Source organism: Streptomyces sp. NPDC047072 (assembly GCF_040643855.1).
Lineage (GTDB): Bacteria > Actinomycetota > Actinomycetes > Streptomycetales > Streptomycetaceae > Streptomyces.
Map to the genome: position 1 here is coordinate 15,371 of NZ_JBEYVC010000039.1, position 25,444 is coordinate 40,814.

Consider the following 25,444-nt stretch of genomic DNA (forward strand, 5'->3'; position numbering starts at 1 on the left):
CATGGGTACGCAGTGCCTTTACGTCTGGCACTGAGTGCCATACGCTGGGCGTGTGCACGGTGGCACGGCGACCGCGCACGTGGGTTTCCGGCCGAGCGCAGGGAGTTGACCAGCGTGTACCACTCTTCGGGAAGCATTGCCCGCCAGGCAGCCGGCTCCGGGACGGGGCTGCTCGATCCCGTGGGACAGCCCTCCGACGCCATCCTCTTCCAGCGCTGCACCTGGTGCGCCACGGCGATGTACCACCGGCTGCTCTGCCCGGTCTGTCAGTGCGGCGACCTGCGCACGGAGCGCAGCGAGGGCACGGGCACGGTCCGGCACTCCACGGTGGTGCACCGCAACACCCCGGCCGCGCGGAACGTCTCGCTGGTCGAGCTGGCCGAGGGCTGCGTGGTGCGCGGGCGGGTCATGGGCCCGGCCGCCGCGATCCACAGCGGCGACCGGGTACGGCTGTCGACGGTCAAGGACCCGGTGCGCGGCGAGCCGGTCTTCCAGCTGCTGGACGAGCCCTACCGCGCCTGGAGCTGACCGCCCCGGTCAGTCCACCGCTCCGGGGAACACCCCGGGGATCAGATCGCGCACCGGCACCGGCCGCCCGGTCTCGAAGCACCGGTTGGCGGCGAGTCCCACCCCGAGCGCCAGGGCGCCGTCGCGTTCCGTGGCGGTCGGATGGGTCACGGCTCCCGTATCGGTCGCCGCTCCCCCGGCAACCGGCCCGAAGAGCGCGTCGAGCATGCGCGGGTCTCCCCCGCCGTGCGCCTCGTGGGCGGTCACCAGCGGGACCTCGGCCGGGGGCTGCCAGAGCGGTCGCAGGGTGAGACGGGCACCGCCCGCGTGGTCGGCCGCGGTGTCCCCGTGCAGGGCGCCGCTCGCGGAGGTGATCCGGGTCCGGGGCGCCTGCCACCGGCTCTCCTCCACCTCCAGTTCCAGCCGCCCGGCGCTGCCGTTGAACATGACCCGGTAGCCCTCCCACGGCGCGTACGCGGTGAGGTGGTAGGTCATGGTCGCGCCCCCGGTGTAGCGGACGAGGACCGCCATGTCGTCCTCGATGGTGACGGGCCCGCCGAAGACGTTGCGGTCGCGGTGGTAGCCGTCGTCCCCCTCGGCGTCGAGGTAGAGGGCGCGCAGGGTGTCGTCGGCGGCGAGCTCCAGGGCGAAGGGGTCGTCGGCGGCCGGAGCGGCGCCGTGGGCCCGGGTGTAGTCGCGGCGCAGTCCGTGGCGTTCGCCCGCTTCAGGGCCGTAGAAGCCGAGGCGTCCGTAGCCGAAGACCTCCTGCGGGGTGTCGGCGAGCCACCAGTTGACGAGGTCGAAGTGGTGGCTCGACTTGTGGACCATCAGGCCGCCGCTGTGCCGCTTCTCGCGGTGCCAGCGGCGGAAGTAGTCCGCTCCGTGCCGTACGTCGAGGAGCCACTCGAAGTGGACGGAGAGGACCTCGCCGATCGCGCCGTCGGCGAGCAGGGCGCGGACCTTCTCGTGCACCGGGTTGAAGCGGTAGTTGAAGGCGACGGTCAGGGAGGTGCCGGTCTCGCTGACGGTGTCCAGGATGCGGGCGCAGCGCTCGGCGTCGACGGTCATGGGCTTCTCGGTGACCACCCGGCAGCCGGCCTTCAGGGCGGGGACGATGTAGTGGTCGTGCGCGGAGTCCACGGTGGTGACGACGACCTCGTCGATCCCCTCCTTGTCGAGCAGGTCGGCGAAGCGGTCGGGGTCCCAGGCGTCGGCGGCGGGTTCGCCCGCCTCGGCGAGCAGCCGGTTGTGGAAGGCGATGCGCGTCGGGTTCGGGTCGCACAGCGCGGCGACCCGGTGGCCGGGGCGGGCGGCCAGGGCGCGGGTGAACATCTGGGCGCGGTGGCCGGTGCCGACGACTGCCGCGCGGAGAAGGGGAGTTCGGCTCATCTCCGGGGCCTTTCCCGTCGTACGGGGGCCAACTCCCGCGCGAGCGTATTGGCTTGATCACATCGCTCGGCCACAGGACATGGGCGCTCACAGTAAACCCACAGACGTCCCTCGGCCGTCCTCCGTGACGCGAGAGGCTCCCGGGACCGACGGGACGTCTGCGCATCGGGTGTTGAGGAGACGAGGCATTGATCCGTGCCCGGCGAATAGGTGTGACCGCCGTGGCGGTACTGGCGGCCCTGGCGGGCTCGCCCGGACTGGCACAGGCCCAACAGCCGCCCCAGGCGGGGCCGTTGAGAGCGAGCGACGACGGCGGGCTGCCGCCCGGCTGGCGGATCGACGGGAAGGGGGCGGGACGCGAGCTGGTCTGGCGTGCTCCGCGGGAGGTCCCCATGGGGGACGCGCGCGTCGAGTTCCGCGCCGGGAACCGGCTGCTGGGGGTTCCGGAGCAGGCGAAGGACGGGCGGACCTTCCGCCTGGACCTGGAGAAGGCGGACTCTGGTCGGCTGACCGACCTCCAAGTGACGGCGGCGGGGCGCCGGTTGGACGCGGCCGCGCCCGACGAAAGTGACGCGGCGGGGAAGCCGAGTGTTCCCGCGAAGGCGCCGGCGAACGGCGTCGCCCCCGGCAGGCCGGGCTCGTACCGCACGGTCAAGGGTGAGTACGACCTCGACCCGGTGAAGCTGCCCGGGTACGCCACCCCCATCGAGATGACCGCCGAGGTGGTGGCCCCGAAGAACGCCAAGGGCCCGCGCCCGCTCGCGCTGTTCCTGCACGGCCGGCACTACACCTGCTACAAGCCGGGCGGCGAGGAGGACGTGACCGGAGCCTGGCCCTGCGCGGACGGCTACAAGTCGGTGCCCAGCTACCGGGGTTACGAGCGCGACCAGCAACTGCTGGCCTCCCAGGGCTATGTGACGGTGTCGATCTCGGCGAACGGCATCAACGCCCAGGACGCGGACGCCGACGACGCCGGCGCCCAGGCGCGCTCCTCGCTGGTACGGCAGCACCTCGCCCGCTGGGCCGAGTGGGCCGCCCACCCGGGCACGGCCCCGGCCGTCGTGCGGAAGGCTCCGAAGGCCGATCTGTCCAAGGTGCTGCTCGTCGGGCACTCGCGCGGCGGCGAGGGCGTCAACCGGGCCGCCATGGACAGCCTGTACCCCCCGCCGGCCGCCCAGGACGGCTACAAGGGCCCGGTGCGCTGGAAGATCCGCGGCACCGTGCTCATCGGACCGACCATCTTCGGCCAGAATCCGGTCGCGGACGTACCGTCCGTGACCCTGCTGCCGGGCTGCGACGGCGACGTCTCCGACCTCCAGGGCGAGGCGTACGTCGACGGGACGCGCGCCATCAGCCGGGGCAGCGCGCTGCACAGCGCGGTCTACGTGGTCGGCGCGAACCACAACTACTTCAACAGCGAGTGGACCCCGGGCCAGTCCGAGGCACCCTCCTCGGACGACTTCTGGGAGGCCGACACCCCGGACCCGGTGTGCACGCCCGGTGCCCCGACCCGGCTCACCGCCGACCAGCAGCACAAGGCGGGTTCCACCTACATCGCCGCCGCGGCCCGGCTGTTCCTGGCCGGTGACGACCGCGTGCGGCCGCTGCTCGACGGTTCCGGCAAGCGGGCGCCCTCCGCCGACCCGGCCCGGGTGCTGACCCACGCGGTGGGTGGGCGCCGTACCGGAGGATTCCTGCCCGACGCCCCGGTGAAGGTGACCGGCGCCCGGCTGTGCTCGGCGATCGACCCGGATCCGGCCGTGGCCTGTCTGCCGTCGGACACCCCGGGCGGCTCGCCGCACTTCGCGTGGTGGGAGACCGGACGGGAGGTCGGCCGCAGCGCCGTGGAGCTGAAGTGGTCGGCGCCGGGCACGGCGGCACGGATCACCCCGCCGAAGCCGCTGTCCCTGAGCGGTGCGCGACAGCTGGCGCTCAGGGTCTTCGTCCCGCCGAACACGACCGGCACCAAGCTCGACGTGGCCGTCACCGACGCCTCGAACCGCCGGGTCTCGCTGGGCCGCGTCCAGGTGGACGGGCTGCCCGGATCCGACCGTACGTCCTCCTACTGGGCGCGCGAGCTGCGGCTGCCGCTGACGGCGGCGACCAAGGCCGGGCTCGACCTGGGGCACGTCAAGTCCCTTGAGCTGACCCCGCGTTCCGGCTCCGGCCAGGCCTGGCTGATGGACGCCTGGGGCTGGGCCCCCGGCACTCCGGCGGTGAAGGCCGCCGCGCTGCCGCGGGTCGACGTCGGCCGCGTCACCGTCGAGGAGGGCGACTCGGGCACCCGCACCTACAGGATCCCCGTCGGTGTCACTGGGCACGGCAGCGGCCAGGTCCGTGTGTACGTCCTCGACTCGGACAACGGCACCGCCACGGAGAAGCTCGTCACCGTACGGCCCGGCAGCGATGTCATCGACGTGCCGGTCGAGGTGAAGGGGGACACCACCTTCGACTACGACAAGCAGTACGACATCGCCGTCAAGGCGGTCCACCACGCCGTCGTCGGCGCGCACCGCGGCGGGATCAGGGTCCTCAACGACGACCCCGAACCGGTCGTCACCCTGACGCCGGTCACCGACCGGGTGACCGAGGGGCAGACGCTGACCTGGCGGCTGTCGCTCGCCGAGCCCGCGGCCGTGGACATCTGGCAGCCGGTCCGGGTCGTCCCGGTCACCGAGGGCGCCGAGCTGTCCACCAAGGACGTCGACCCGCAGTGGCTGATGGACTACGCCGGTGACGTGCCCGACCCGGAGCGCCCGCTGTCGCAGGCGAACCTGTGGGTGTGGATGAACATCCCGGCCGGGAGCACCAGCACCGACTTCGAGGTACGGACGATCCAGGACCAGATCGCCGAGCCGACCGAGACGATGCGCCTCGTGCTCACCGACTACGACGCCGAACCGCTGCCGGACCGTCCGGCGCTGACGGGAACGGTGCTCGACGCGTCGTAGGGCGCTCGGGTACGACGACGGGGGCGCGGGCCGTTCGGTCCGCGCCCCTCCTCCGCGCTCACAGGGTGACGCGGATCCCGACGGTGCCGTCCAGGCCGCGGCGCAGCCGGCTGCCCAGCAGGGAGAGCCGCCCGAGCAGGCCGTACTTGCGGGCGAGCAGCGTGCGGAAGTGGGCGGTGGTCTCGCGGTCGCAGATCTCGGCGGTCGCCGGGATCTGGTCGCCGGTCGGGTTGCCGCGCAGGTCGCAGGGGCCGACGAGGACGTCGCCGCGGGCCCGGATCCGCTTCACCTTCCAGGCGTCGGCGGCCGACCACACGCCGAGGCTGTCGCCGTCCCGGACCACCCACACGGGGGTGGCGACCGGGGTGCCGTTCTTGCGGAAGCTGGTCAGCAGCAGGTACTTGCCCGCGCCCAGTCGGTCCAGGGCCGTGTCGTCCATGGCGGGCAGTCTAGGCGCCGGCGCGCGGACCGCCGTAGGGACGGGGCGGTCTTCTGATGTACCGGCAGATGATCACCCGCTTCCCTGAACACCCGCGCACCCGGACACGTACTGAAGGTGGGCGCTCAACGACCGGAGGGCCCCGCGGTGTTGACGCGACACCGCCTGTTCGGGTTCGGGAGCCATGCATGAGGCACGCACGACGACGGGTCGTCCGGCGAGTGACACGACTGGCGGCCGTCGGCGGGATCCTCCTGGGAGGGACGATGGTCACCCGGGCCGTCGCGAGCGAGCCTCCCGCCTCCGCCGTACCGCGCATCTACGCACAGGAGGCCGAGCAGACCGGGGCGGATCTGGTGGCGCGGCTCGGCGCCGCCCGTACGGCGGGCACCTGGATCGGCGCCGACGGCAAGCCGGTCGTCGCGGTCACCGACGCGCGGACGGCCGCGGAGGTGAAGAAGGCGGGGGCCGAGGCCAAGGTCGTCCGGCACAGCATGGAGGATCTCAAGTCGGCGGCGAAGACGCTGCGTTCGGCGCCCCGGGTGGCGGGGACGGCGTGGTCGATGGACTACCGGACCAACCAGATCGTGGTCCAGGGCGACAGCACCGTGTCGGCGGCCGACTGGTCGGCGATGACGAAGGTCGCCGACGGCATCGGGACCTTCGTCCGCACGGAGCGCACCTCGGGCACCTTCACGCCGTTCCTGAACGGGGCGCTGCCGATCCTGTCGACCGGCGGCCGCTGTTCGGCGGGGTTCAACGTCACCAACGGGCAGAGCGACTTCATCCTCACCGCCGGGCACTGCGGGCCGACCGGCTCGACCTGGTTCGCGGACACCGGGGGCACCAACCAGCTGGGCAGGACCGTCGCGCAGAACTTCCCCGGCAAGGACTACTCGCTCGTGCAGTACGCGAACGGGAAGGCCGGTGACGGGGCGGGCGTCGTGTCCATCGGCGACGGCAAGGGCGTGCAGATCACCGGGGCGGGCGTGCCGGCCATCGGGCAGCGGGTGTTCCGCAGCGGCAGCACCAGTGGGCTGCGCGACGGCGAGGTGACGGCCGTCGACTCCACGGTGAACTACCCGGAGGGCACGGTCACCGGTCTGATCGAGACGAACGTGTGCGCCGAGCCCGGGGACAGCGGCGGGCCGATGTTCTCGGAGGGGATCGCGCTCGGCATCACCTCGGGCGGCAGCGGCGACTGCAAGCAGGGCGGGACGACGTTCTTCCAGCCGGTGACGCAGGCCCTTTCCGACCTCGGGGTGCGGCTGATCGTGGCGACCCCGGCGGCGGGCGCGAACGGCTCCCCCTCGCCGGCCCCGACGGGCACCCAGAGCGCGAGCGCACCCGGCTCCACCTCCCCCGGTTCCTCGGCCCCCGTCACCGGAGCCGCCGGCGAACCCCTCCTGACCCGCCTCACGGACACCCGGAACGTCGGCCCCGGTCTGCTGGTCGTCGGCGGCAGCATGATCGCGCTGGTGGCGACCCGGTACATCCGCGCGGAACAGGACCGCAAGGCGTATCAGCGGTACTACTCGGCGACCTGGAGCTGAGCGGCGCCCCGGTCAGCCGAGACTGAGCAGGATCGTCGCCGCGGCCGCTGCCGTCAGACCCGTGAGCTGCTTCCGGGTGAGCCTCTCGTGCAGGAGTGTCAGGCCGAGGATCACCGGGAGGGCCGGGTACAGCGAGGCCAGGACGACGGTCACGGCCAGCAACTGGCGTTGGGCGGCGAGGAGATAGAGGACGAGGCCGAGGGCGGCGCCCGCGCCGACCAGCGCCGACTGGAGGCAGCGGGCCGGGGGCAGTCGTAGGCGACGACGGTGTCGTACGGCCGTGGGGAGCAGGACGAGGACGGCGGCGAGCCGCCCCGCCGCCACCGGCCACACCCCGCTCGCCGCGCCCGCCTGGGCGAGCGCGATGTACTGCACGGCGACGCCCGCGCTGGCCAGCAGACCGTCGGGGACTCCCCCGGAGTCGTCGGCACCGGCGCCGCCGGAGACCAGCCAGAGCGCGGGGACCGCGACGGCGATGCCGATCCAGGCGACGGCCGTAGGACGGTCGCCGAGCACGACTCCGCACACCACCGACAGCGCGACCCCCGTGACGGCGCTGACCGGCACCACCACGCTCATCGCGCCATGGCTGAGGCCCCGGTTGAGGAAGTGCATGGCGGCGCCGCTGCCGATGCCGGACAGCGCGCCCCACAGCAGATCCGCGGGGCGGACGGCGTCGGCGGGCAGGAGGAGAGCGGCGGCGGTGGCGAGCAGCAGCCCGCCGAGCTGGCCGAAGAGCGTGACGGCGGCGAAGTGCGCGCGTCTGGACAGGAGGCCGCCGGTGAAGTCGACGATGCCGTAGACGACGGCCGAGGCCAGTGCGAGGAGAGGGCCCATCCCGTCAGGGGTGCCCCGGGAGGGGGCGGTGATGCGCCGGGATCAGGCCGGTGACGCGTCCGGATCAGGCGGGGACCGCGGCGGCCCACTCCAGGACGAGTCGCTGGTAGGCCTCGCGCTCCTCGCCGCTCAGTGTCCCGCCCGACCGGCGCCACAGGGCCCGGATCTCCTCGTTGACCTCGTCAGCCGAGCGATCGGTAGCGGGTTCAACAGTGGTGGACATGGTGTGAAGCATAGAACTCCGGAAGTGAAGGCGCCGTGAGTAATCAGGAATAAATAGGGCATTTCGGACCGTGTTACTGATCACGTCCTCGTGTAAAGAGCCCGCGTTCATGCCTCGGCCGCGCCCAGCACCAGCACCTGGATCGCCAGGACCGCCGCACCGCGCGCCCAGTCGTGGAAGTCGGACACCTTGGTCTCCAGGTCGATCGGGGCGGCCAGTGGGTGCCGGTGGGCCCGGACGGTTTCCGCGACGGTCTTCCCCGCCACGTCCATCAGCCCGACCCCCTCCCCCGCGAGCAGGATCTTCTGCGGCATGGCGAAGTTGGCGATCTGCGCGACCAGGATGCCGAGGGCGCGTCCGGCCTCGCCGATGACCCGCGCGGCCATGGGCTCACCGGCGGCGGCGAGGGCGAGGATCTCGTCGTAGCCGTGGTCGCGGCCGGTACCGGCCCGGACCTGGTAGCGGATGCTGGGGACGGTGAGGAGCGAGACGGCGCTGCCACGGGTGCCGTCGGGCGTGAGCGGGCCGTTGGAGTCGATGATCCAGTGCCGCCCGAAGCCGCGGTCCTCCTCGGCGTAGGGGACGCGCCGACCGCCGAGCACCAGGCCGTAGCCGATGCCGGCGCCGATGGTGAGCACCACGAACCGGTCCAGCCCGCGACCGGCGCCGAACCACGTCTCCGCCTCGACCAGCGCGGCCACGTCGTTCTCGACGACGACCGGCAACCCCGTGCGCTCCTCGACGAGTTCGGCGAGCGGCACGTCCCGCCAGTGCAGGAACGGCGACTCGCCGACGACCGCGCGCTCCTGGACGAGACCGCCGACGCCGATGCCGATCCCGGCGAGCCGGGGGTACTCCTGAGCCAGCTCGGCGGTCATCTCCGCGAGCAGGGCGGCGACTTCGTCCGGGTCATGGGTGGTGAGCGGCCGGTCGTGGCGGGCCACGATGTCGCTGCGCAGGGTCGTGACGACGCCGTAGACCATGTCCTCGGTGACCTTGAAGCCGATGAAGGACCGGGACTCGGCGACGACGTCCAGCGGTTGCGAGGGGCGGCCCTGGCGGGCCTCGGCCGGGGTGCCCGCCTCGGGGACCTCGACCAGCAGGCCGGACTCGATGAGCGGTTTGGTCAGGCGGGTGAGGCTGCCCTGGGAGAGGTTCAGCCGGCGCGCGAGTTCGGTGCGCGACAGCGGGCCGTGGACGAGCACCTCGATCGCCACCGAACGTTCGCCGGTGCTCAGGGGTAGCCAGCTGGCGGCAACTGCGGTCATGAAGGTCAGACTCCCACATGATTTCTTTCGCCATAAAAGCAACATGACCATCGTACGGCCTTCACGGCCGGACGGAAAAGATGTTCGCTGGACCCTTGACGCCTGGATTCTTTCGCTACAAAAGTAAGTGGCCGAGGACGAGCCGCCACGGACAAGGGAGTCTCCCGATGACCATTGCCTCCAACAGCCCTCCGTCACGCCTCCCACGAGGGGATGGTCGGCTGGCTGCGGTGTTCATCGCCCCGGCACTGCTGGGCTTCACGGTCTTCCTGCTCTGGCCGACGCTGCGCGGCATCTACCTGAGCTTCACCCGCTTCAACCTGCTCACCCCGGCCGAGTGGGTGGGCCTGGACAACTACGTCCGGATGGTCCACGACCCCATCTTCTGGGACTCGTTGGCGGTCACGGTCGAGTACGTGGTCATCAACATCGGCATCCAGACAGTGTCGGCCCTCGCCATCGCCGTCCTGCTCCAGCGGCTGACCCAGTCGGCGACGCTCCGCGGGATCGTGCTGACTCCGTATCTGATGTCGAACGTGGTCGCGGGCCTGGTGTGGCTGTGGATGCTGGACAACCAGCTCGGCATCGGCAACGAGATCATCGCGGCGCTGGGCTTCGACCGCATCCCGTTCCTCGCGGACGAGACCTGGGCGATCCCCACCATCGCCCTGATCAACGTGTGGCGGCACGTCGGCTACACCGCGCTGCTGTTGTTCGCCGGGCTCCAGGCCATCCCGAACGACATGTACGAGGCGGCCAAGGTGGACGGCGCGAGCGAGTGGCGGATGTTCTGGCGGATCACCATGCCACTGCTCCGGCCGGTCCTCGCGGTGGTGCTGATCATGACGGTGATCGGTTCGTTCCAGGTGTTCGACACGGTCGCGGTGACGACCGCCGGCGGTCCGGCGAACGCGACCAACGTCCTCCAGTACTACATCTACGGCGCCGCCTTCGGCCGCTTCCAGTTCGGGTACGCCTCGGCGATGTCGGTGGCCCTGCTCGTGGTGCTGAGCGCCATCACCGTCCTCCAGTACCGGATCACCCGTGCCGGTCAGAGCGACCTCGGCTGAGGGAGAGGAGACCGACATGGCTGCCGTGACCACGACTCATGTACGGCCCCAGGGGCGCCGGTTCTCGCCCGGACGGATCGTCGCCTGGGCGGTGATGACCGCGATCGTGCTCGTCACCCTGCTGCCGTTCTACTGGATCCTGCGCACCGCGCTGTCCACCAACTCCGGCCTCGCCGCCCACCCCGGCGACCCGCTGCCCGTCGACCTCACCACCGGCGGTTTCGAGCGGGCGCTCGGCCTCCAGTCGACCAAGGAGGCGATCGCGCAGGGCGGTGCGGGCGGCGGGCTGAAGTTCTGGCGCTATCTGCTCAACTCGGTGGTCGTCTCGACGCTGATCACCGTCTGCCAGATCTTCTTCTCCGCGATGGCCGCCTACGCCTTCGCCCGGCTGCGCTGGCGGGGCCGGGACAAGGTGTTCGGGCTGTTCCTCGCCGGGCTGATGGTGCCGGCCATCTTCACCCTGCTGCCGAACTTCGTCCTCATCAAGCAACTCGGCCTGGTGGACAACCTGTTGGGCATCGCGCTGCCGACGATGTTCATGACGCCGTTCGCGGTGTTCTTCCTGCGGCAGTTCTTCATGAACATCCCGAGCGAGGTCGAGGAGGCCGCCCTGCTCGACGGCGCAGGGAAGGTGCGGATCTTCTTCCGGGTGCTGCTGCCGATGGCGTCCACGCCGGTCATGACGCTCGCCGTCCTGACGTACATCACCGCCTGGAACGACTACTTCTGGCCGCTGATGGTCTCCTACAGCGACAGCTCCCGCGTCCTGACCGTGGCCCTCGCGATCTTCCGGGCGCAGACCCCGCAGACCGGCACCGACTGGTCGGGCCTGATGGCGGCCACGCTCATCGCCGCCCTCCCGATGCTCGCGCTCTTCGGGTTCTTCGCGCGCCGCATCGTCGGCTCCATCAGCTTCACCGGGATCAAGTGAGGGACTCGTGATGCGACTTCGTACGCTGACCGCACTGGCCGGTGCACTGGCCCTGAGTCTGACGGGGTGCGCCGGGAGCGGCTCCGCAGGCTCCTCGTCGGGCACGGTGACGTACTGGCTGTGGGACTCCAACCAGCTGCCCGCCTACCAGGCGTGCGCCAAGGACTTCGCGCGGGAGAACCCCGGACTGCACGTGAAGATCACCCAGTTGGGCTGGGACGACTACTGGACCAAGCTCACCGCGAGCTTCATCGCCGGCACCGAGCCCGACGTCTTCACCGACCACATCCAGAAGTTCGGCCAGTTCGCCGACCTGAAGGTGCTGGAGCCGCTGGACGACCTCGGCATCGACCCGAACGCCTACCAGAAGGGCCTCGCCGACAACTGGATCGGCCAGGACGGCCGCCGCTACGGCGCCCCCAAGGACTGGGACACGGTCGCCCTCTTCTACAACCAGAAGGCGGCGGCGGACGCGGGTCTCACCGCCGCACAGCTCAACGACCTGTCCTGGAACCCCAAGGACGGCGGCAGCTTCGAGAAGGCCATCGCCCATCTCACCGTCGACAGGAACGGCAAGCGGGGCGACGAACCCGGCTTCGACAAGAACCACGTCAAGGTCTACGGCCTCGCCAGCAACGGCGGCGGGGACGGCGACGGCCAGACCCAGTGGAGCAGCTTCGCCGCCTCCGCGGGCTGGACCTACACCGACAAGCAGCGGTGGGGCACCAAGTACCGGTACGACAGCAGGACGTTCAAGTCGGTGATCGACTGGTGGTTCGGGCTGGCGAAGAAGGGCTACATGGCGCCCCTTACCGACTACAACATCCAGTCCAGCCCCGGCAACGCCCAGGTCGCCGCGGGCAAGGCGGCGGCCACTCTCGACGGGGCGTGGATGATCTCGACGTACGCCGGGTTCAAGGGCATGAAGATGGCCACCGCGGTCACACCCGAGGGCCCCACCGGCAAGCGCGCCACGATGATGAACGGCCTCGCCGACTCCGTCACCAAGAACGCCCGCAACAAAGCGGGGGCGTTGAAATGGGTGAAGTACCTGTCGTCCGACGAGTGCCAGAAGACGGTGGGGAGTTACGGCATCGTCTTCCCGGCCACGCCCGACGGCACGGCGGCCGCGGTCGCCGCGTACAAGAAGAAGGGCATCGACGTCACGGCGTTCACCGAGCCGGTCGCCGACAAGAAGGACTTCACGACCTTCTCCTATCCCATCACCAACTACGCGGCGGACGTGTACGCGTTGATGCATCCGGAGATGCAGGACATCTACGGCAACGGCAAGTCCGTGAACAGCCTCGACCAGACCACCGACCAGATCAATCTGATTCTCGACCAGTGAATCGACCTTCGAAGGGCATGCCTTCCATGACGTTCTCTCTCGGCATCGTCGGCGCCGGCCAGTTCTCCGGCCAGTTCGCCACGTTGTTCCAGGCCCATCCCGGCGTCGGTGACGTGTATGTCACCGATCTGCTGCCCGAGCGGGCCGAGCAGCTCGCCGCCGCGCAGGAACTCGCCGGCACCTTCCCGTCGTACGAGGCGATGCTGGAGTCGAAGGAGGTCGACGCGGTCGCGATCTTCACCCAGCGCTGGACGCACGGGCCGCTGGTGCTGGCCGGTCTCAACGCGGGTAAGCACGTCTACTCCGCGGTCCCCATGGCGATCACCACGGACGAGATCGCGGCCATCATCGAGGCGGTCAGGACGACCGGCCTGACCTACATGATGGGTGAGACCAGCCAGTACAACCCGGCGACCGTGCACGCCCGCAACCAGATCGCCGAGGGCGCCTTCGGGCGGCTCTTCTACGCCGAGGGCGACTACGTCCACGACATGGACCTCGGGTTCTACGAGGCGTACCAGTACAGCGGCGGCGAGACCTGGAAGGAGACCGCCAGCTATCCCCCGCTGCTCTACCCGACCCACTCGGTGGGCGGGGTGCTGGGTGCCTGGCAGACGCACGCGGTGAGCGTGTCCGCGATCGGCGTGGTCGACGACCGCGGGGACGGGGTGTTCGACAAGGAGGTCAGCCAGTTCGGCAACGACTTCTCCAACGCGACCGCGCTGTTCGAGGTGGCGGGCGGCGGGTCGTTCCGTACCAACGAGTTCCGGCGGGTCGGCTACCCGTCCCACATCCGGGAGTCCCGCTTCCGGTTCTTCGGGACCGAGGCGAGCATGGAGCAGCTGGCCACGGTCGCCTTCTGGCAGGACAAGAAGGGGGTGAAGGACATCAGCGAGTTGCTGGAGCCGAAGCCCACCATGTCTCCTGACGATCCGTCACTTCAGCACATCGCGCCGGACCTTCGGGCCGCGTTCACCTCCGGGTCGGCGCCGGTGCACGACCGGGAGCGGCTGCCTCGCGCGTTCGACAACCTGCACAACGGGCATGAGGGCAGCCACCACTTCCTCGTCGACGACTTCGTGACCGCCGTGAACACGCGGTCGCTGCCGTCGGTCAACGCGTGGGTGGCCGCCCGCTACACCCTGCCGGGCATCGTCGCGCACGACTCGGCGCGACAGGGTGGAGCGCGGCTGGAGATCCCGGACTTCGGGGACGCGCCTCAGTAGCAGCGGCCGTAGCCGTGCTGCCGGGTGCCTGTCGATCAGGTGCCCGGCTTGCGGCCGTACACGAAGACGTCGTCGCCCTTCTTCAGCAGCGACCAGTACTTCTTGGCGTCCTTCGGGGTCATGTTGGTGCAGCCGTGGGAGCCGGGCGGGTTCCACATGGAGAGGTTCACCGAGTGGAAGGCCTGGCCGCCGTCGAAGAACTGGCTGTAGGGCATCGGCACGTTGTAGATCGACGAGACGTGGTTCTTGTCGCGCCAGTAGATCTTCTTCAGACCGGTGCGGGTCTCGTAGCCGTTACGGCCGGTGCGGACCGGGACGGGGCCGTAGACGAGCCTGGATCCGTCCTGGATCCAGCTGAGTTGGAGGGTGAGGTTCACGCAGGCGATGCGGCCCTTGTTCGTCGGGCACTTGCCGTCCCTGTTGGGGTTGTCGCCCACGGCCTTCTGCTTGTTCATGAGGTCCATCACGCCCCAGGTGACGGATCCCGCGTAGCCGCTGTTCGGGCTGATGCCGTGCTTGGTCTGGAAGGCCTTGATCGCCTTGCAGTCGGCGGTGGACTGCCTGCCGTCGACCGGGCGGCCGAGGAACTTCTCGACCTGCTTCTGGTACGGGCCGGCCTGTGTGGTGCAGCTCGCGGCCTGGGCGGGCGTGGAGCCGAGTGCGAGTGTGAGCGGTGCGACGAGTGCGGTGACGCCTATCGCCACGGCACCGCGTCTGCGTATGTCCCCCATGGGTGTTCCCCCTCCGTACGGTTTTGCGATCTCACCACCTAGACCGCTGATGCGTGTCCTTTCGTTGTACGGCGGCACGGGCCGGTACGAAACGGTGACAAAGGAAAACTACGCTGACCCGCATGCATCCCACCCTCGGCGACGACCTGGCCCGTCTTCCCGACCTTCTCCAGTCCGCACGCGACCTTGCCGCGCGCGAACTCGCCGGGCTGGACGACCGTCCCGTCGCGTGGCTCGGCAAGGCGCCCGACGCCGGGCCCGTACCGGAAGAGGGTGCCGGGGCCGAGGCCGCGCTGGCCCGGTTCGCCGAGCACTGGGCGCCGGGGTTCTCCGGGTCGGCCGGGCCCCGGTACCTCGGGTTCGTCACCGGGGGTGCCACTCCCGCCGCCGTGGCCGGGGACTGGCTGACGACCGCGTACGACCAGAACGGGTCCGGTGCCGTCGGTTCGTGGGCCGCCGCGCTGGAGCGGGAGACCGTGGACTGGCTGCGGGAGGTGTTCGGGCTGAGCGCCGCGCACAGTGGGGCGTTCGTGAGCGGGGCGACCATGTCGAACACCGTGGGGCTGGCCGTCGGCCGGGAGTGGGTCGGGGAGCGGCTCGGGGTGTCCGTGGCGCGGGAGGGGGCCGCCGCGCTGGGGCCGGTCGAGGTGTTCTCCGGCAGCCCGCACTCCAGCATCGGCAAGGCGCTGTCGATGCTCGGCATCGGCCGGGAACGGCTGCGGCAGGTGCCACTGCTCGGCGGGAACCGGGAGGCCGTGGACGTCGGCGCGCTCGATGCCGCGCTCTCCTCACGCGGAGGGCGGCCGGCGATCGTCGTGGCGAACGCCGGGACCGTGAACACCGTCGACTTCGACGATCTGCGGGCCATCGCGGCCCTGAAGGAGCGGCACGACTTCTGGCTCCATGTCGATGCCGCGTTCGGCGGGTTCGCCGCCCTCTCCCCCGACCACGCGCACCTCGTCGCCGGGCTCGACGCGGCGGACTCGGTCTGCGTCGACCTCCACAAGTGGCTCAACGTTCCCTATGACTCGGCCGTCCAGTTCACCCGCCGCCGGGACCTCCAGATCGCCGTCTTCCACAACGCCTCGCCGTACCTCGGACTGCCCACCGGAGAACCCGACTTCGTGCATCTCACCCCGGAGAACTCCCGGCGGCTGCGGGCGCTTCCGGCATGGTTCTCCCTCGTGGCGTACGGCCGTGCGGGGCATCGCGAGATCGTCGAGCGGAACGTCGCCCTCGCGCGGGCCCTGGGCGAGGGCGTCGCGGCCCTGGAGGGGCTGCGGCTGCTGGCGCCGGTGCGGCTGAACGTCGTCTGCTTCACCCTGGCCGGGGATCCCTCGCAGGAGCGGGTCGATGCGCTGGCGCGGGCGGTCGCCGAGTCCGGGGAGACGTTCCTGACGCCGACGGTGTACGGCGGGGTGCCGGGGCTGCGGGCGGCGTTCAGCAACTGGCGGACGTCCGAGGGGGACGTGCGGCGGGTGGTCGGCGCTCTGCGCGCGGCTCTGTGACGTCAGGCCTCCCGCATCGAGTGCACGGCCGTGTGGAAGCCGGTGTTGACCGCGGTGAGACCGCCGTCCACGACCAGGGTCGTGCCGGTGATCCAGGCCGCGTCGCGGGAGGCGAGGAAGGCGACGGCGGCGGCGATGTCCTCGGGCTCGCCGACCCGGCCGAGGGGGTAGAGCTTCTCGATCCGGGAGATCTCCGTGTCCCGGCCCTCCCAGGCGGACGTACGGACCGTGCCGGGTACGACCATGTTGACGCGCACCCCGCGCGCGGCCGCGTGTCCGGCGAGGGTGCGGGTCAGGGAGCCGAGGCCCGCCTTGGCCGCGCTGTAGGCGTGGTTGCCGAAGTCCTGGAGGCCGTTGACGGAGCCGATGGTGACGATCGCGCCGCGTCCGGAGGCGACCAGGTGCGGGAGGGCCGCGCGCGAGCAGCGGTAGGGGCCGCTCAGCGTGATGTCCAGGTCCTGCTCCCACGCGTCGTCGGGTTCGTCCTCGAAGAGCGGGGTCATGCGGGTGCACCGGGCGGCGCAGTTGACCAGGACGTCCAGCCCGCCGAAGGCCTCGACGGCGTGCGCGACGGCCGCCTCCACCGCCGCCCGGTCCCCCACGTCGCACGCCGACGCCCGGACGGACAGGCCCTGTTCGCGCAGCCCGGCGGCGGTCTCCTCCACCACCTCCCCGTCCCGGTCGGTCAGCAGCACGCTCGCGCCCTCCTCGGCGAGCCGGCGCGCGGCCGCCGCGCCGATGCCGCGGGCCGCGCCCGTGACGAGAGCGGTATGTCCCTCGAAGCGCTGTGTGTGGGTCATGGGCCGAAGATAGTTCCTCAATGATCAACAGGACAGATACCGTGCGCCCATGTCCGCGTTCATACAGCAACTCCCCGCGCTCATAGGCGTCGTCATCGGTGCGCTCGGTTCCTATCTGGCGGTCGTGCGGGGCGACCGGGTTCGGTTCGGCCGCGAGCAGGCGGCGCGGTGGGAGGAGCGCAAGCTCGCGGTGTACGCCGACTACGCGCGGGTGCTGAAGAGATCCGTCACCCTCGCCTACCGGGCCGCCGCCCACTTCGGCATCGACCGGCACCCGGACCCCCTCACCCCGGAGGAGGCGAGACCGCTCCTGACCGAGGCCACGTCCGAACGGGACCCGGCCGGGGAGGCGCTGATCCTGCTGGGCAGCCCGGAGGTGGTGGAGCGGGCCCGGGAGTGGGTCGTCACCCTGATGGAGATGGAGGCCTTCCTGCGCTCGGACTCACGGGACCGGGCGGCCTGGCAGGCCCTGGTGGACCGGCACCGCGCCGGACGCGCCGGGTACTACGCGGCCGTACGCGACGATCTCGCCCTGCCTCCCGGCCACTCCGCGCGCTGGCCCCTCCAATTCCCTCAGCGGTAACCCGTCGTGTCCGCCGGCTTCCCCGCGTCCTGTACCTCCACCAGGTACCGCCACGCGTCCGGCCGGCTGCCGTCCAGGTCCGTGAAGCCGTACACCTGGGCGAGGCCGCCGCTGGAGAGGGACGCGCCGTTCCAGCGGGCCACGTCGGGGTCGGCGGCGAGGGCGGCGACGGCCCGGCCGACGTAGCGCGGGGTCTCGGAGATGGCGAAGTGGGGGACGCGTGCGAGGGCCTCGCGCCAGTTGTCCTCGCGGACTCCGTAGATGTCGAGCATCATCTCCGAGCGCAGCCAGCCCGGGGTCAGCGCCACGGCGGTGGCCCCGCGCGGGCCGAGTTCGTGGCCGAGGGCGAAGGCCATGCGCAGCACGGACGTCTTGGCGAGGTCGTAGAAGAAGGAGACGCGGTAGTTCTCGCGGTTGTAGGCGTCGGTCCCGTCGGTCATCTCGACGACCAGGCCGCCGGGTCGGCGCAGCAGCAGGGGCAGGGCGTGGTGGCTGGTGATCGCGTGGGTCTCGACCGCGAGCCGGAGCAGTCGCAGGCCTTTGTCGAGGTCGTGCTCCCACACCGGGCTGTCCCACGCGAAGAGGTGTTCGCCGCCCCAGATGTCGTTGACGAGGATGTCGAGGCGGCCCTGCTCGTCCGCGACGCGGTCGACGAGCGTGCGGACCTGTGCCGGGTCCAGGTGGTCGGTGGGGACGGCGATGCCGCGGCCGCCGGCGGCGGTGACGAGGTCGGCCGTGTCCTCGATGGTCTCGGGACGGTCGTACTCCGACCGCCGGGTCCGGGTACTGCGTCCGGTGACGTAGACGGTGGCACCCGCCGCCCCGAGTTCCACGGCGATACCGCGGCCGGCTCCCCGGGTCGCTCCGGCGACCAGTGCGACCTTGCCCTGAAGCGGCTGTGACATGTCCGACCTCCCGTTGTGCCCGATGTCTCTACGATCATGGCGGGGAAGCCAGACAACCTCTGTCGTGATTTACGGGAGGGTCATCCTGTCGCGCGGAGTTTCTCGTCCAGGGTGTCCAGATCCGGCAGGAACCAGATGTGGCCGCCCTGGTTCGTCTCGTGGACGAAGTCGCGCAGGGCGGTGCTGTCGTCGGTGTGACGGGTGACGTCACCGACGACGGCGAGACGGACCCGGTAGGTCACGAACTTCTGCATGACCGCGCCGGCGACGCCCGATCGCAGCCGGAAGAACTCCTCGCCGACCCGCGCCACGGGCACGGCGACCACCTGGGCGTCGCGGCCCATCGCGTCGCCGATCAGGTCGAGGGCGGCCCGCTCGCCGTCCAGCGGCGGGCCGTCGGGGGCGCAGTGCAGGACGTTCACGCCGTGCAGGGGCACGACGTCGTCAGTGGCCACGGTCGATCCACTCCTGGAGGTGCGGGGCCTCGGCGCCGATGGTGGTCGGGTCGCCATGGCCGGTGAGGACCTTCGTCTCGGGCGGCAGGCCGAGCAGCCGGTCGCGGATCGAGTCGATGATCGTGGGGAAGTGGGAGAAGGAGCGGCCGGTGGCGCCGGGGCCGCCCTGGAAGAGGGTGTCGCCGGTGAAGACGGCGCCCAGGGCCGGGTCGTACAGGCAGACCGCGCCCGGTGCGTGGCCGGGGGTGTGGATGACCGTGAGGTCGGCGCCCGCGGCCTCGATCACCTGGCCGTCCAGGAGGTGGGCGTCGGGGTCGCGGTCGGGGTGGGTCTGCTTCCACAGCGGCAGGTCGTCGGGGTGCAGCCAGATGGTGGCACCGGTGCGGTCGGCCAGGGCGGGGGCCGCGTCGATGTGGTCGTTGTGGGCGTGGGTGCACACGATCGCGGTCAGCCGCCGGTCCCCCACGGCCTCGGCGATGGCGTCGGCGTCGTGGGCGGCGTCGATGACGATCACCTCGTGGTCGTCGCCCACGATCCAGACGTTGTTGTCGACGTCCCAGGTGCCGCCGTCGAGGCTGAACTGGCCACTGGTGACGAGGCGTTCGATGCGGGCGGCCATCAGAGCACCACCACCGAGCGCAGGACGTCTCCGCCGTGCATCCGCTCGAACGCCTTCTCCACCTCGTCGAGTTGAATGGTCTCGGTGACGAACGCCCCCAGATCCAGGCGGCCTTGCAGATGCAGGTCGATGAGCATCGGGAAGTCGCGGGAGGGCAGGCAGTCGCCGTACCAGGACGACTTCAGGGAGCCGCCGCGGCCGAAGACGTCCAGCAGCGGGAGTTCCAGCTTCATCTCCGGGGTCGGCACACCGACCAGGACGACGGTGCCGGCGAGATCGCGGGCGTAGAAAGCCTGCTTGTACGTCTCCGGGCGGCCGACCGCCTCGATGACGACATCGGCGCCGAAACCGCCGGTCAGCTCCTGGATCGCCTCGACGGGGTCGGTCTCGCGGGAGTTGACCGTGTGGGTGGCGCCCATGCTGCGGGCCTTCTCCAGCTTCCGGTCGTCGATGTCGACTGCGATGATCTGCGCGGCGCCCGCCAGGCGGGACCCGGCGATGGCGGCGTCGCCGACACCGCCGCAGCCGATGACGGCGACGGAGTCACCGCGGCCGACGTTGCCGGTGTTGATGGCGGCGCCGATGCCCGCCATGACCCCGCAGCCGAGCAGACCGGCGACCTGCGGCGCGACGGCCGGGTCGACCTTGGTGCACTGTCCGGCGGCGACGAGAGTCTTTTCGGCGAAGGCGCCGATGCCCAGGGCGGGCGAGAGTTCGGTGCCGTCGGTGAGCGTCATCTTCTGCTTCGCGTTGTGGGTGTCGAAGCAGTACCAGGGGCGGCCGCGCAGACAGGCCCGGCAATTCCCGCACACCGCACGCCAGTTGAGGATCACGAAGTCACCGGGCGCAACGTCGGTGACGCCCTCGCCGACCGACTCCACGACACCCGCGGCCTCGTGACCCAGCAGGAACGGGAACTCGTCGTTGATCCCGCCCTGCTTGTAGTGCAGGTCGGTGTGGCAGACGCCGCACGCCTGCACCTGTACGACGGCCTCGCCCGGTCCCGGGTCCGGCACCACGATCGTCTCCACCCGGACCGGCTGATCCTTGCCGGGGGCGATCACTCCGCGTACCTCCTGCGCCATGACCCTGACCCCTTCCCTCGCCTGATGCACGTCCCCTCGACCCTATGGGTGACTGATCAGTAACCTCAGCGCGGGAAGTCCCGGCCCGTCCCTGGGCGACCGCCGCGTGCAGGGCCGGCTTGGACTGGCCGTAGACGGTGACGGGGCCGTACTCGCCGGTCAGGTTCAGGTCGGCGCGAAGTGGCCGAGGTGGTTGGTTCCGAGCTGCCCGTCGAAGCCGTCCTTGGTGGTGGACTCCGGGAGGTTCATCACCCCCGCGTTGTTGATCAGCAGACGGCCGTGGTTGGTCTCTTGCCACGCGCGGGCGCGGGTCGTCGTCCCCGGGCACGGACAATGACCCGCCCCTCAAGCCGCCGTGTTCACCCCTGCCGCTGCACCATCTGGCCGCGCGTCGCCCCCGCGGCTCTCAAAGGCGCCGGTGAGCAACTCGCCCGGCATGCCGAGGTGGCGTTCGCCGTTGCAGTCAGTGGTCAGCATCCGCGTACGGCGCATCAAACAGGCCGCGTCCCTCATCCAACCTGCACGGCCGTCTGATCCATCCCAGGCCGACGTAGCGGACGGGGGTCAGGTGCGTATCCGGCCGTGAGTGTCGATGGGCACGTGCCGCCACGCTCAGGGCCGTGCTGCTCACATTGCGGCCAGCGCGTGACCCGCGTTCCCGTGGATGGGGCCGGTGCGCTGGGACAGCGGCAGGCCGGTGCCCCCGTTGGCGTGGGCGATGATCTCCGCGGCGATGGACATCGCCGTCTCCTGCGGTGTGCGGGCGCCGAGGTCCAGGCCGATCGGGGAGCGCAGTCGGGCCAACTGGTCCTGGGGGAGGCCGACTTCGCACAGGCGGTCGAGGCGTTCGTCATGGGTGCGGCGGGATCCCATCGCACCGACGTAGCCGACCGGCAGATCGAGGGCCAGCCGCAGCAGGGGGATGTCGAACTTGGCGTCGTGGGTGAGGACGCAGATCGCGGTACGGGTATCGACCTCGGTTCGTTCCAGATACCGGTGCGGCCAGTCGACCACCACCTCGTCCGCGTGCGGGAAGCGGGTCCGGGTGGCGAAGACGGGACGCGCGTCGCAGACGGTGACCCGGTAGCCGAGGAAGCTGCCCGCCTGGCTCAGCGCGGCGGCGAAGTCGACGGCTCCGAAGATCAGCATGCGCGGCCGGGACGCGTGGACATGGACGAGGACCGACAGCTGTTCGGGGCAGGTGGACGCGTCGCCGCCGACCTCGACGCGGGCGGTACGTCCGGCCCGTAGGAGGGCACCGGCCTGTGCCGTCACCAGCCGGTCCAACTCTCCGTCGCCCAGGGCCCCTTGGGCCGCGTCACCGAGGACGCACACCGTACGGCCGAGGAGTTCCTCGGGTCCGTCGACGACCTGTGCCACGGCCGCTGGCCGGCCTGACACGGACTCCGCGAGGGCCGCGGCCAGGTGGGGCTGCGCTGCCGGGTCAACGCGCTGGACCAGGACGTCGAGTTCGCCGCCGCAGGTCAGTCCCACGGCGAAGGCGTCGTCGTCGGAATAGCCGAACCAGGCGCGTTGCGGGGCGCCCTGCTCATCGAGCACCTGACGGCACAGGTCGTAGACGGCGCCCTCGACGCAGCCGCCGGAGATGCTGCCGACCGCGTTGCCGTCCATGTCCACCGCAACCGACGTACCGATGGGCAGGGGTGCGCTGCCGGTGACGTCAACGGCGGTGGCCAGGGCGAAGGGGCGGCCCTCGCGGCACCAACTGTGCAGTGTGTCCGCGATGTTCAACATGGCCTGTCTCCGTGGGTGTGGGGAAGGGCGGGCACGGGGTGCCCCGGGGCCGGGCTTCTCCTCCGTGCCCCAGGGCACCCGGCTCAGAGCAACGCCTCCGCGGTGATGGGGAGTTCGCGGATGCGGCGGCCGGTGGCGTTGTAGACCGCGTTGGCGACGGCGGCCGCCACACCGACCTGGACGACCTCTCCGATCCCCTTCACCCCGAGGGGGTCGGCGTCTGGGTCCTCACCCTCCAGGTAGATGGCCTTGAGGTCGCGGATGTCGGCGTTCACCGGGACGAGGTAGTCGGCGAGGCTCGCGTTGACGATCCGTCCGTCCCGGTGGTCGGTGACCGTGTGCTCCAGGAGGGCCTGGCCGATACCGCCGACCATGCCGCCCAGCGCCTGGCTGTCGGCCAGCTTGGGGCTGACGATGCGGCCGACGTCGTAGACGCCGAGCATCCGCCGTACCCGGACCAGGCCGAGGCGAGCGTCCACGCCGACCTCGGTGAAGACCGCGCCGTAGGAGAAGTACGAGTGGCGCGCGGGCTCCGGCGCCCCGGCGTAGGCGCCGACGGCCTCGATGTGGGTGAGCTTGTTGCGGGTCAGCAGCCGCTGGTAGGTCTCGCCGCGGGCCGGGTTGCCCTGGACGTGCAGTCGCCCATTGCGGACGACGACGTCCTCGGCCCGGACGCCGTACAGCGGCGACTCCTCGTCCTCGACGGCCAGTTGGATCGCCCGGTCGCGGACCTTGTTGCACCCGTCGAGGACAGCTGAGCCGACGACCGTCATGGTCATCGAGCCGCCGTGCGGCGGGGTCGGCGGGTAGAGGGAGTCGCCGAGCCGGAAGGTCACGTTACGCATGGTCAGCCCGAGGGCGTCCGCGGCGACCTGGGTCTGGGAGGTGTAGGTGCCCGGGCCCATGTCGATGGTGGCGGCCTCGGCCACCGCCGTGCCGTCGGCGTCCAGACGGACCCGGGCCTGCGCGGGGAAGCGACCCGGGTCGTACACGGCCGCGGCCATGCCCAGCCCGATCAGCCAGTCGCCGTCCCGCGTCGAGCGGGGCTTCGGGTTGCGCCGGTCCCAGCCGAACTCCCGTGCGCCGACGGTGTAGCACTCACGCAGCCGACGCGTGGACCAGGGCAGTCCGTTCGACTCGTCCTCGGGCGGCTCGTTGCGCAGCCGCAGTTCGATCGGGTCGACGCCGATCCGGTTCGCGAGTTCGTCCATGGCCGACTCGATGGCGAAGGACGCGCTCGCGAAGCCCGGACCGCGCATCCAGATCGGAGTGTTCACGTCCAGCGGCACCTTGCGGTACGCCTGACGGACGTTGGGGGTGCTGTAGAACATCTGGCCGGCGAGCATGATGGCCTCGTCGAACTTCTCGTACGACGACGTCTCCGCGTCCATCTCGTGCACCATGGCGGCGAGTCGGCCCCGCCGGTCGCTGCCGAGCCGGATTCGGTAGTCGTAGGAGGGGCGGAAGCCGGTGCCGAAGTACATCTGCTTGCGGCTCAGGACGACCTTGACGGGACGCTTCAACTCGCGCGCCGCGAGGGCGGCGACCACCGTGTGCGGCCAGCAGCGCAGCCCGCTGCCGAAACCGCCCCCGACGAACGGCGAGATGACCCGCACCGACTTCATGGGCAGGTCGAACACGGTGGAAAGCTCGGTCTGGGTGCCCACCACCCACTGGGTCTTGTCCCAGACGGTCAGCTTGTCGCCGTTCCAGCGGGCGATGGTGGCGTGCGGCTCCATCGGGTTCTGGTGGTTGCGCGCCATGCGGTAGTCGAGGTCGAGTCGTACGGCCGCCGCACGCAACCCCGCCTCGGCGTCGCCGCGCGCGTACGTGGTCGGCTCGTCCGGCTCCGCCTCGGCCATCTCGGTCGAGGGCTTCGTCGCCTCGTAGCCGACCCTGACCAGACTCGCGCCGTGCTGCGCGGCCTCCAGGGTGGTGGCGACGACGACCGCGACGGGCTGGCCGTGGAAGAGGACCTTGTCGTCCTGGAAGACCCGTAGCCGCCGGCCCTCCGGGTTGTTCGACCCGGGGTTGTCGAGGTACGGCAGTTTCGGCGCGTTGCGGTGATGGATCACGCGGAGTACGCCGGGATGCCTCTCGGCGGCACCGGTGTCGACGGAGGTGATGCGGCCCCGGCCGATGCTCGCGTCGACGATGACGGCGTGCAGGACGCCGTCGACGTCGTGTTCGGCTGCGTACTGGGCCTTACCGGTGACCTTGAGTCGCCCGTCCACGCGGGACAGCGGGGCGCCGACGGCCGCCCGGGGCTGGGGACTCACTTCGTACCTCCCACGACACGCAGCTGACGCTCGACGGTCCGCTTGAGCAACTCGGGCTTGAAACCGTTGTATTGGAGGGTTCGCGCCCCGTTGGCAGCCCGCTCGGCGGCCTTGGTCCACAGGGCGTTCGACGGCCGCTCCCCTATGAGCGCGCGCTCGACGGCGGGCAGTTTCCACGGCACGGTGCCCACGCCTCCGGCGGCGACCTTGGCCTCACGGATCACCCCGCCGCGTACGTGCAGGGCGACTGCTGCCGACGTCAGGGCGAACTCGTACGACTGCCGGTCGCGCACCTTCAGATAGCCCGACTTCAACGGGCGTGGCAGGGCCGGGAGTTCGACCGCCGTGATCAACTCGCCGCGTCGGAGCGCCTGTTCACGGTTGGGTGTGTTGCCGGGCCGCAGCAGGAAGTCGGCGAAGGGGATACGGCGCTCCCCGTCCGGGCCCAGCAGATGCACCGTCGCGTCCAGCGCGGCGAAGGCCACGGCGACGTCGGAGGGGTGCGTGGCCACGCAGGCGTCGGAGGTGCCGAGGATCGCGTGGGTGCGGTTGTGACCCTTCAGCGCGGCGCAACCCGAGCCCGGCTCACGCTTGTTGCAGTCGGCGGTCACATCGCGGAAGTACGTACAGCGGGTGCGCTGCATGATGTTGCCGCCGATGGTGGCCATGTTCCGGAGCTGGGCCGACGCGCTCAGCTCCAGCGACTCGGAGACGACCGGGAACAGGGAGCGCACCTTGGGATGGGCGGCGGTCTCGGCCATCGTCACCAGTGCGCCGATCCGCAGCCCACCGCCCTCGGTGGCTCTGACCTCGCGCAGGGGAAGGCCATAGATGTCGACCAAGGTGTCGGGCCGTTCGACGGTCTCGCGCATCAGGTCGACGAGCGTGGTGCCGCCGGCGATGTAACGCCCGCCGCGGTGACCGGCGTCGAGGGCCTGGCGCGTGGTGGAGACACGCGTGTACGAGAAGGGCTGCATGG

23 protein-coding genes and 1 pseudogene are annotated in these 25,444 nt (G+C 70.9%); 9 read left to right on the top strand and 15 right to left on the bottom strand.

The window, feature by feature from the left end; all coding sequences use genetic code 11:
- The first annotated feature begins 114 nt into the window (after positions 1 to 114).
- Complete coding sequence (locus ABZ896_RS18965; RefSeq protein ID WP_360929785.1) at positions 115 to 528, top strand: OB-fold domain-containing protein; 414 nt, start codon at positions 115 to 117, stop codon at positions 526 to 528.
- A gap of 9 nt (positions 529 to 537) precedes the next feature.
- Here ABZ896_RS18965 and ABZ896_RS18970 read toward each other — a convergent pair whose 3' ends face one another.
- Positions 538 to 1,896 carry a Gfo/Idh/MocA family oxidoreductase gene (locus tag ABZ896_RS18970; RefSeq protein ID WP_360929788.1) on the bottom strand — a complete coding sequence of 453 codons (1,359 nt, stop codon included), beginning with the start codon at positions 1,894 to 1,896 and terminating at the stop codon, positions 538 to 540.
- Between the two features lie 212 nt (positions 1,897 to 2,108).
- On the opposite strand from ABZ896_RS18970, the gene ABZ896_RS18975 reads away from it, so the two are divergent.
- Positions 2,109 to 4,847 (top strand): hypothetical protein, encoded by a 2,739-nt coding sequence (locus tag ABZ896_RS18975; RefSeq protein ID WP_360929935.1) that lies wholly within the window; start codon positions 2,109 to 2,111, stop codon positions 4,845 to 4,847.
- Positions 4,848 to 4,905: 58 nt separating this feature from the next.
- Here the strand turns inward: ABZ896_RS18975 and ABZ896_RS18980 are convergent, their stop codons facing one another.
- A complete protein-coding gene (locus ABZ896_RS18980; RefSeq protein ID WP_360929791.1) occupies positions 4,906 to 5,286 on the bottom strand; it encodes a PPOX class F420-dependent oxidoreductase in 381 nt (126 codons plus the stop codon).
- Between the two features lie 188 nt (positions 5,287 to 5,474).
- Between ABZ896_RS18980 and ABZ896_RS18985 the strand changes: the two genes are divergently transcribed.
- Positions 5,475 to 6,839 carry a S1 family peptidase gene (locus tag ABZ896_RS18985; RefSeq protein ID WP_360929794.1) on the top strand — a complete coding sequence of 455 codons (1,365 nt, stop codon included), beginning with the start codon at positions 5,475 to 5,477 and terminating at the stop codon, positions 6,837 to 6,839.
- A gap of 12 nt (positions 6,840 to 6,851) precedes the next feature.
- Here the strand turns inward: ABZ896_RS18985 and ABZ896_RS18990 are convergent, their stop codons facing one another.
- From ABZ896_RS18990 to ABZ896_RS19000, 3 genes are all read right to left on the bottom strand, one after another.
- Positions 6,852 to 7,676, bottom strand: coding sequence for an EamA family transporter (locus tag ABZ896_RS18990; RefSeq protein WP_360929797.1), 825 nt, complete (start codon positions 7,674 to 7,676; stop codon positions 6,852 to 6,854).
- A 64-nt stretch (positions 7,677 to 7,740) separates the two neighbouring features.
- The gene (locus tag ABZ896_RS18995; RefSeq protein ID WP_360929947.1) at positions 7,741 to 7,899 is read right to left on the bottom strand and encodes a hypothetical protein; all 159 of its coding nucleotides are present in this window, start codon (positions 7,897 to 7,899) and stop codon (positions 7,741 to 7,743) included.
- Positions 7,900 to 8,006: 107 nt separating this feature from the next.
- Positions 8,007 to 9,167 carry an ROK family transcriptional regulator gene (locus ABZ896_RS19000; RefSeq protein WP_360929800.1) on the bottom strand — a complete coding sequence of 387 codons (1,161 nt, stop codon included), beginning with the start codon at positions 9,165 to 9,167 and terminating at the stop codon, positions 8,007 to 8,009.
- A gap of 167 nt (positions 9,168 to 9,334) precedes the next feature.
- On the opposite strand from ABZ896_RS19000, the gene ABZ896_RS19005 reads away from it, so the two are divergent.
- Genes ABZ896_RS19005 through ABZ896_RS19020 form a run of 4 tightly spaced genes read left to right on the top strand, consistent with a single transcriptional unit; the run spans position 9,335 to position 13,745 of the window.
- Positions 9,335 to 10,237: a sugar ABC transporter permease gene (locus ABZ896_RS19005; RefSeq protein WP_360929803.1), complete on the top strand. Its 903-nt coding sequence runs from the start codon at positions 9,335 to 9,337 to the stop codon at positions 10,235 to 10,237.
- A 16-nt stretch (positions 10,238 to 10,253) separates the two neighbouring features.
- Positions 10,254 to 11,168, top strand: a complete 915-nt coding sequence (locus tag ABZ896_RS19010; RefSeq protein ID WP_360929806.1) for a carbohydrate ABC transporter permease — start codon at positions 10,254 to 10,256, stop codon at positions 11,166 to 11,168.
- A 10-nt stretch (positions 11,169 to 11,178) separates the two neighbouring features.
- The gene (locus tag ABZ896_RS19015; protein WP_360929809.1) at positions 11,179 to 12,519 is read left to right on the top strand and encodes an extracellular solute-binding protein; all 1,341 of its coding nucleotides are present in this window, start codon (positions 11,179 to 11,181) and stop codon (positions 12,517 to 12,519) included.
- Between the two features lie 26 nt (positions 12,520 to 12,545).
- Entirely contained in the window at positions 12,546 to 13,745 is a 1,200-nt protein-coding gene (locus ABZ896_RS19020; RefSeq protein ID WP_360929812.1) for a Gfo/Idh/MocA family oxidoreductase, read from the top strand.
- A 35-nt stretch (positions 13,746 to 13,780) separates the two neighbouring features.
- Here ABZ896_RS19020 and ABZ896_RS19025 read toward each other — a convergent pair whose 3' ends face one another.
- On the bottom strand, positions 13,781 to 14,476 hold the full coding sequence (locus tag ABZ896_RS19025; protein WP_360929815.1) for a L,D-transpeptidase family protein: 696 nt from the start codon (positions 14,474 to 14,476) through the stop codon (positions 13,781 to 13,783).
- Positions 14,477 to 14,598: 122 nt separating this feature from the next.
- On the opposite strand from ABZ896_RS19025, the gene ABZ896_RS19030 reads away from it, so the two are divergent.
- Complete coding sequence (locus tag ABZ896_RS19030; RefSeq protein ID WP_360929818.1) at positions 14,599 to 15,984, top strand: aminotransferase class I/II-fold pyridoxal phosphate-dependent enzyme; 1,386 nt, start codon at positions 14,599 to 14,601, stop codon at positions 15,982 to 15,984.
- A gap of 2 nt (positions 15,985 to 15,986) precedes the next feature.
- On the opposite strand, the gene ABZ896_RS19035 is transcribed toward ABZ896_RS19030, so the two are convergent.
- Complete coding sequence (locus ABZ896_RS19035; protein WP_360929821.1) at positions 15,987 to 16,784, bottom strand: SDR family NAD(P)-dependent oxidoreductase; 798 nt, start codon at positions 16,782 to 16,784, stop codon at positions 15,987 to 15,989.
- Positions 16,785 to 16,833: 49 nt separating this feature from the next.
- Between ABZ896_RS19035 and ABZ896_RS19040 the strand changes: the two genes are divergently transcribed.
- On the top strand, positions 16,834 to 17,367 hold the full coding sequence (locus ABZ896_RS19040; RefSeq protein ID WP_360929824.1) for a hypothetical protein: 534 nt from the start codon (positions 16,834 to 16,836) through the stop codon (positions 17,365 to 17,367).
- On the opposite strand, the gene ABZ896_RS19045 is transcribed toward ABZ896_RS19040, so the two are convergent.
- The 8 genes and pseudogenes from ABZ896_RS19045 to ABZ896_RS19080 form a co-directional block, all read right to left on the bottom strand.
- Entirely contained in the window at positions 17,358 to 18,272 is a 915-nt protein-coding gene (locus tag ABZ896_RS19045) for an SDR family oxidoreductase (RefSeq protein WP_360929827.1), read from the bottom strand. The genes ABZ896_RS19040 and ABZ896_RS19045 overlap by 10 nt on opposite strands.
- A gap of 80 nt (positions 18,273 to 18,352) precedes the next feature.
- Positions 18,353 to 18,727, bottom strand: coding sequence for a DUF4180 domain-containing protein (locus ABZ896_RS19050; protein WP_360929830.1), 375 nt, complete (start codon positions 18,725 to 18,727; stop codon positions 18,353 to 18,355).
- Entirely contained in the window at positions 18,717 to 19,346 is a 630-nt protein-coding gene (locus ABZ896_RS19055) for an MBL fold metallo-hydrolase (RefSeq protein WP_360929833.1), read from the bottom strand. The genes ABZ896_RS19050 and ABZ896_RS19055 overlap by 11 nt, the downstream gene beginning before the upstream one ends.
- Positions 19,346 to 20,431 (bottom strand): S-(hydroxymethyl)mycothiol dehydrogenase, encoded by a 1,086-nt coding sequence (locus ABZ896_RS19060; RefSeq protein ID WP_360929836.1) that lies wholly within the window; start codon positions 20,429 to 20,431, stop codon positions 19,346 to 19,348. The genes ABZ896_RS19055 and ABZ896_RS19060 overlap by 1 nt, the downstream gene beginning before the upstream one ends.
- A gap of 112 nt (positions 20,432 to 20,543) precedes the next feature.
- Positions 20,544 to 20,704, bottom strand: a pseudogene (locus ABZ896_RS19065) (oxidoreductase); the annotation flags it as partial.
- Positions 20,705 to 21,058: 354 nt separating this feature from the next.
- Complete coding sequence (locus ABZ896_RS19070) at positions 21,059 to 22,186, bottom strand: XdhC/CoxI family protein (RefSeq protein ID WP_360929839.1); 1,128 nt, start codon at positions 22,184 to 22,186, stop codon at positions 21,059 to 21,061.
- Positions 22,187 to 22,269: 83 nt separating this feature from the next.
- Positions 22,270 to 24,465, bottom strand: coding sequence for a xanthine dehydrogenase family protein molybdopterin-binding subunit (locus ABZ896_RS19075; RefSeq protein WP_360929842.1), 2,196 nt, complete (start codon positions 24,463 to 24,465; stop codon positions 22,270 to 22,272).
- Positions 24,462 to 25,442: a xanthine dehydrogenase family protein subunit M gene (locus tag ABZ896_RS19080; RefSeq protein ID WP_360929845.1), complete on the bottom strand. Its 981-nt coding sequence runs from the start codon at positions 25,440 to 25,442 to the stop codon at positions 24,462 to 24,464. The genes ABZ896_RS19075 and ABZ896_RS19080 overlap by 4 nt, the downstream gene beginning before the upstream one ends.
- Between the last annotated feature and the right edge of the window lie 2 nt (positions 25,443 to 25,444).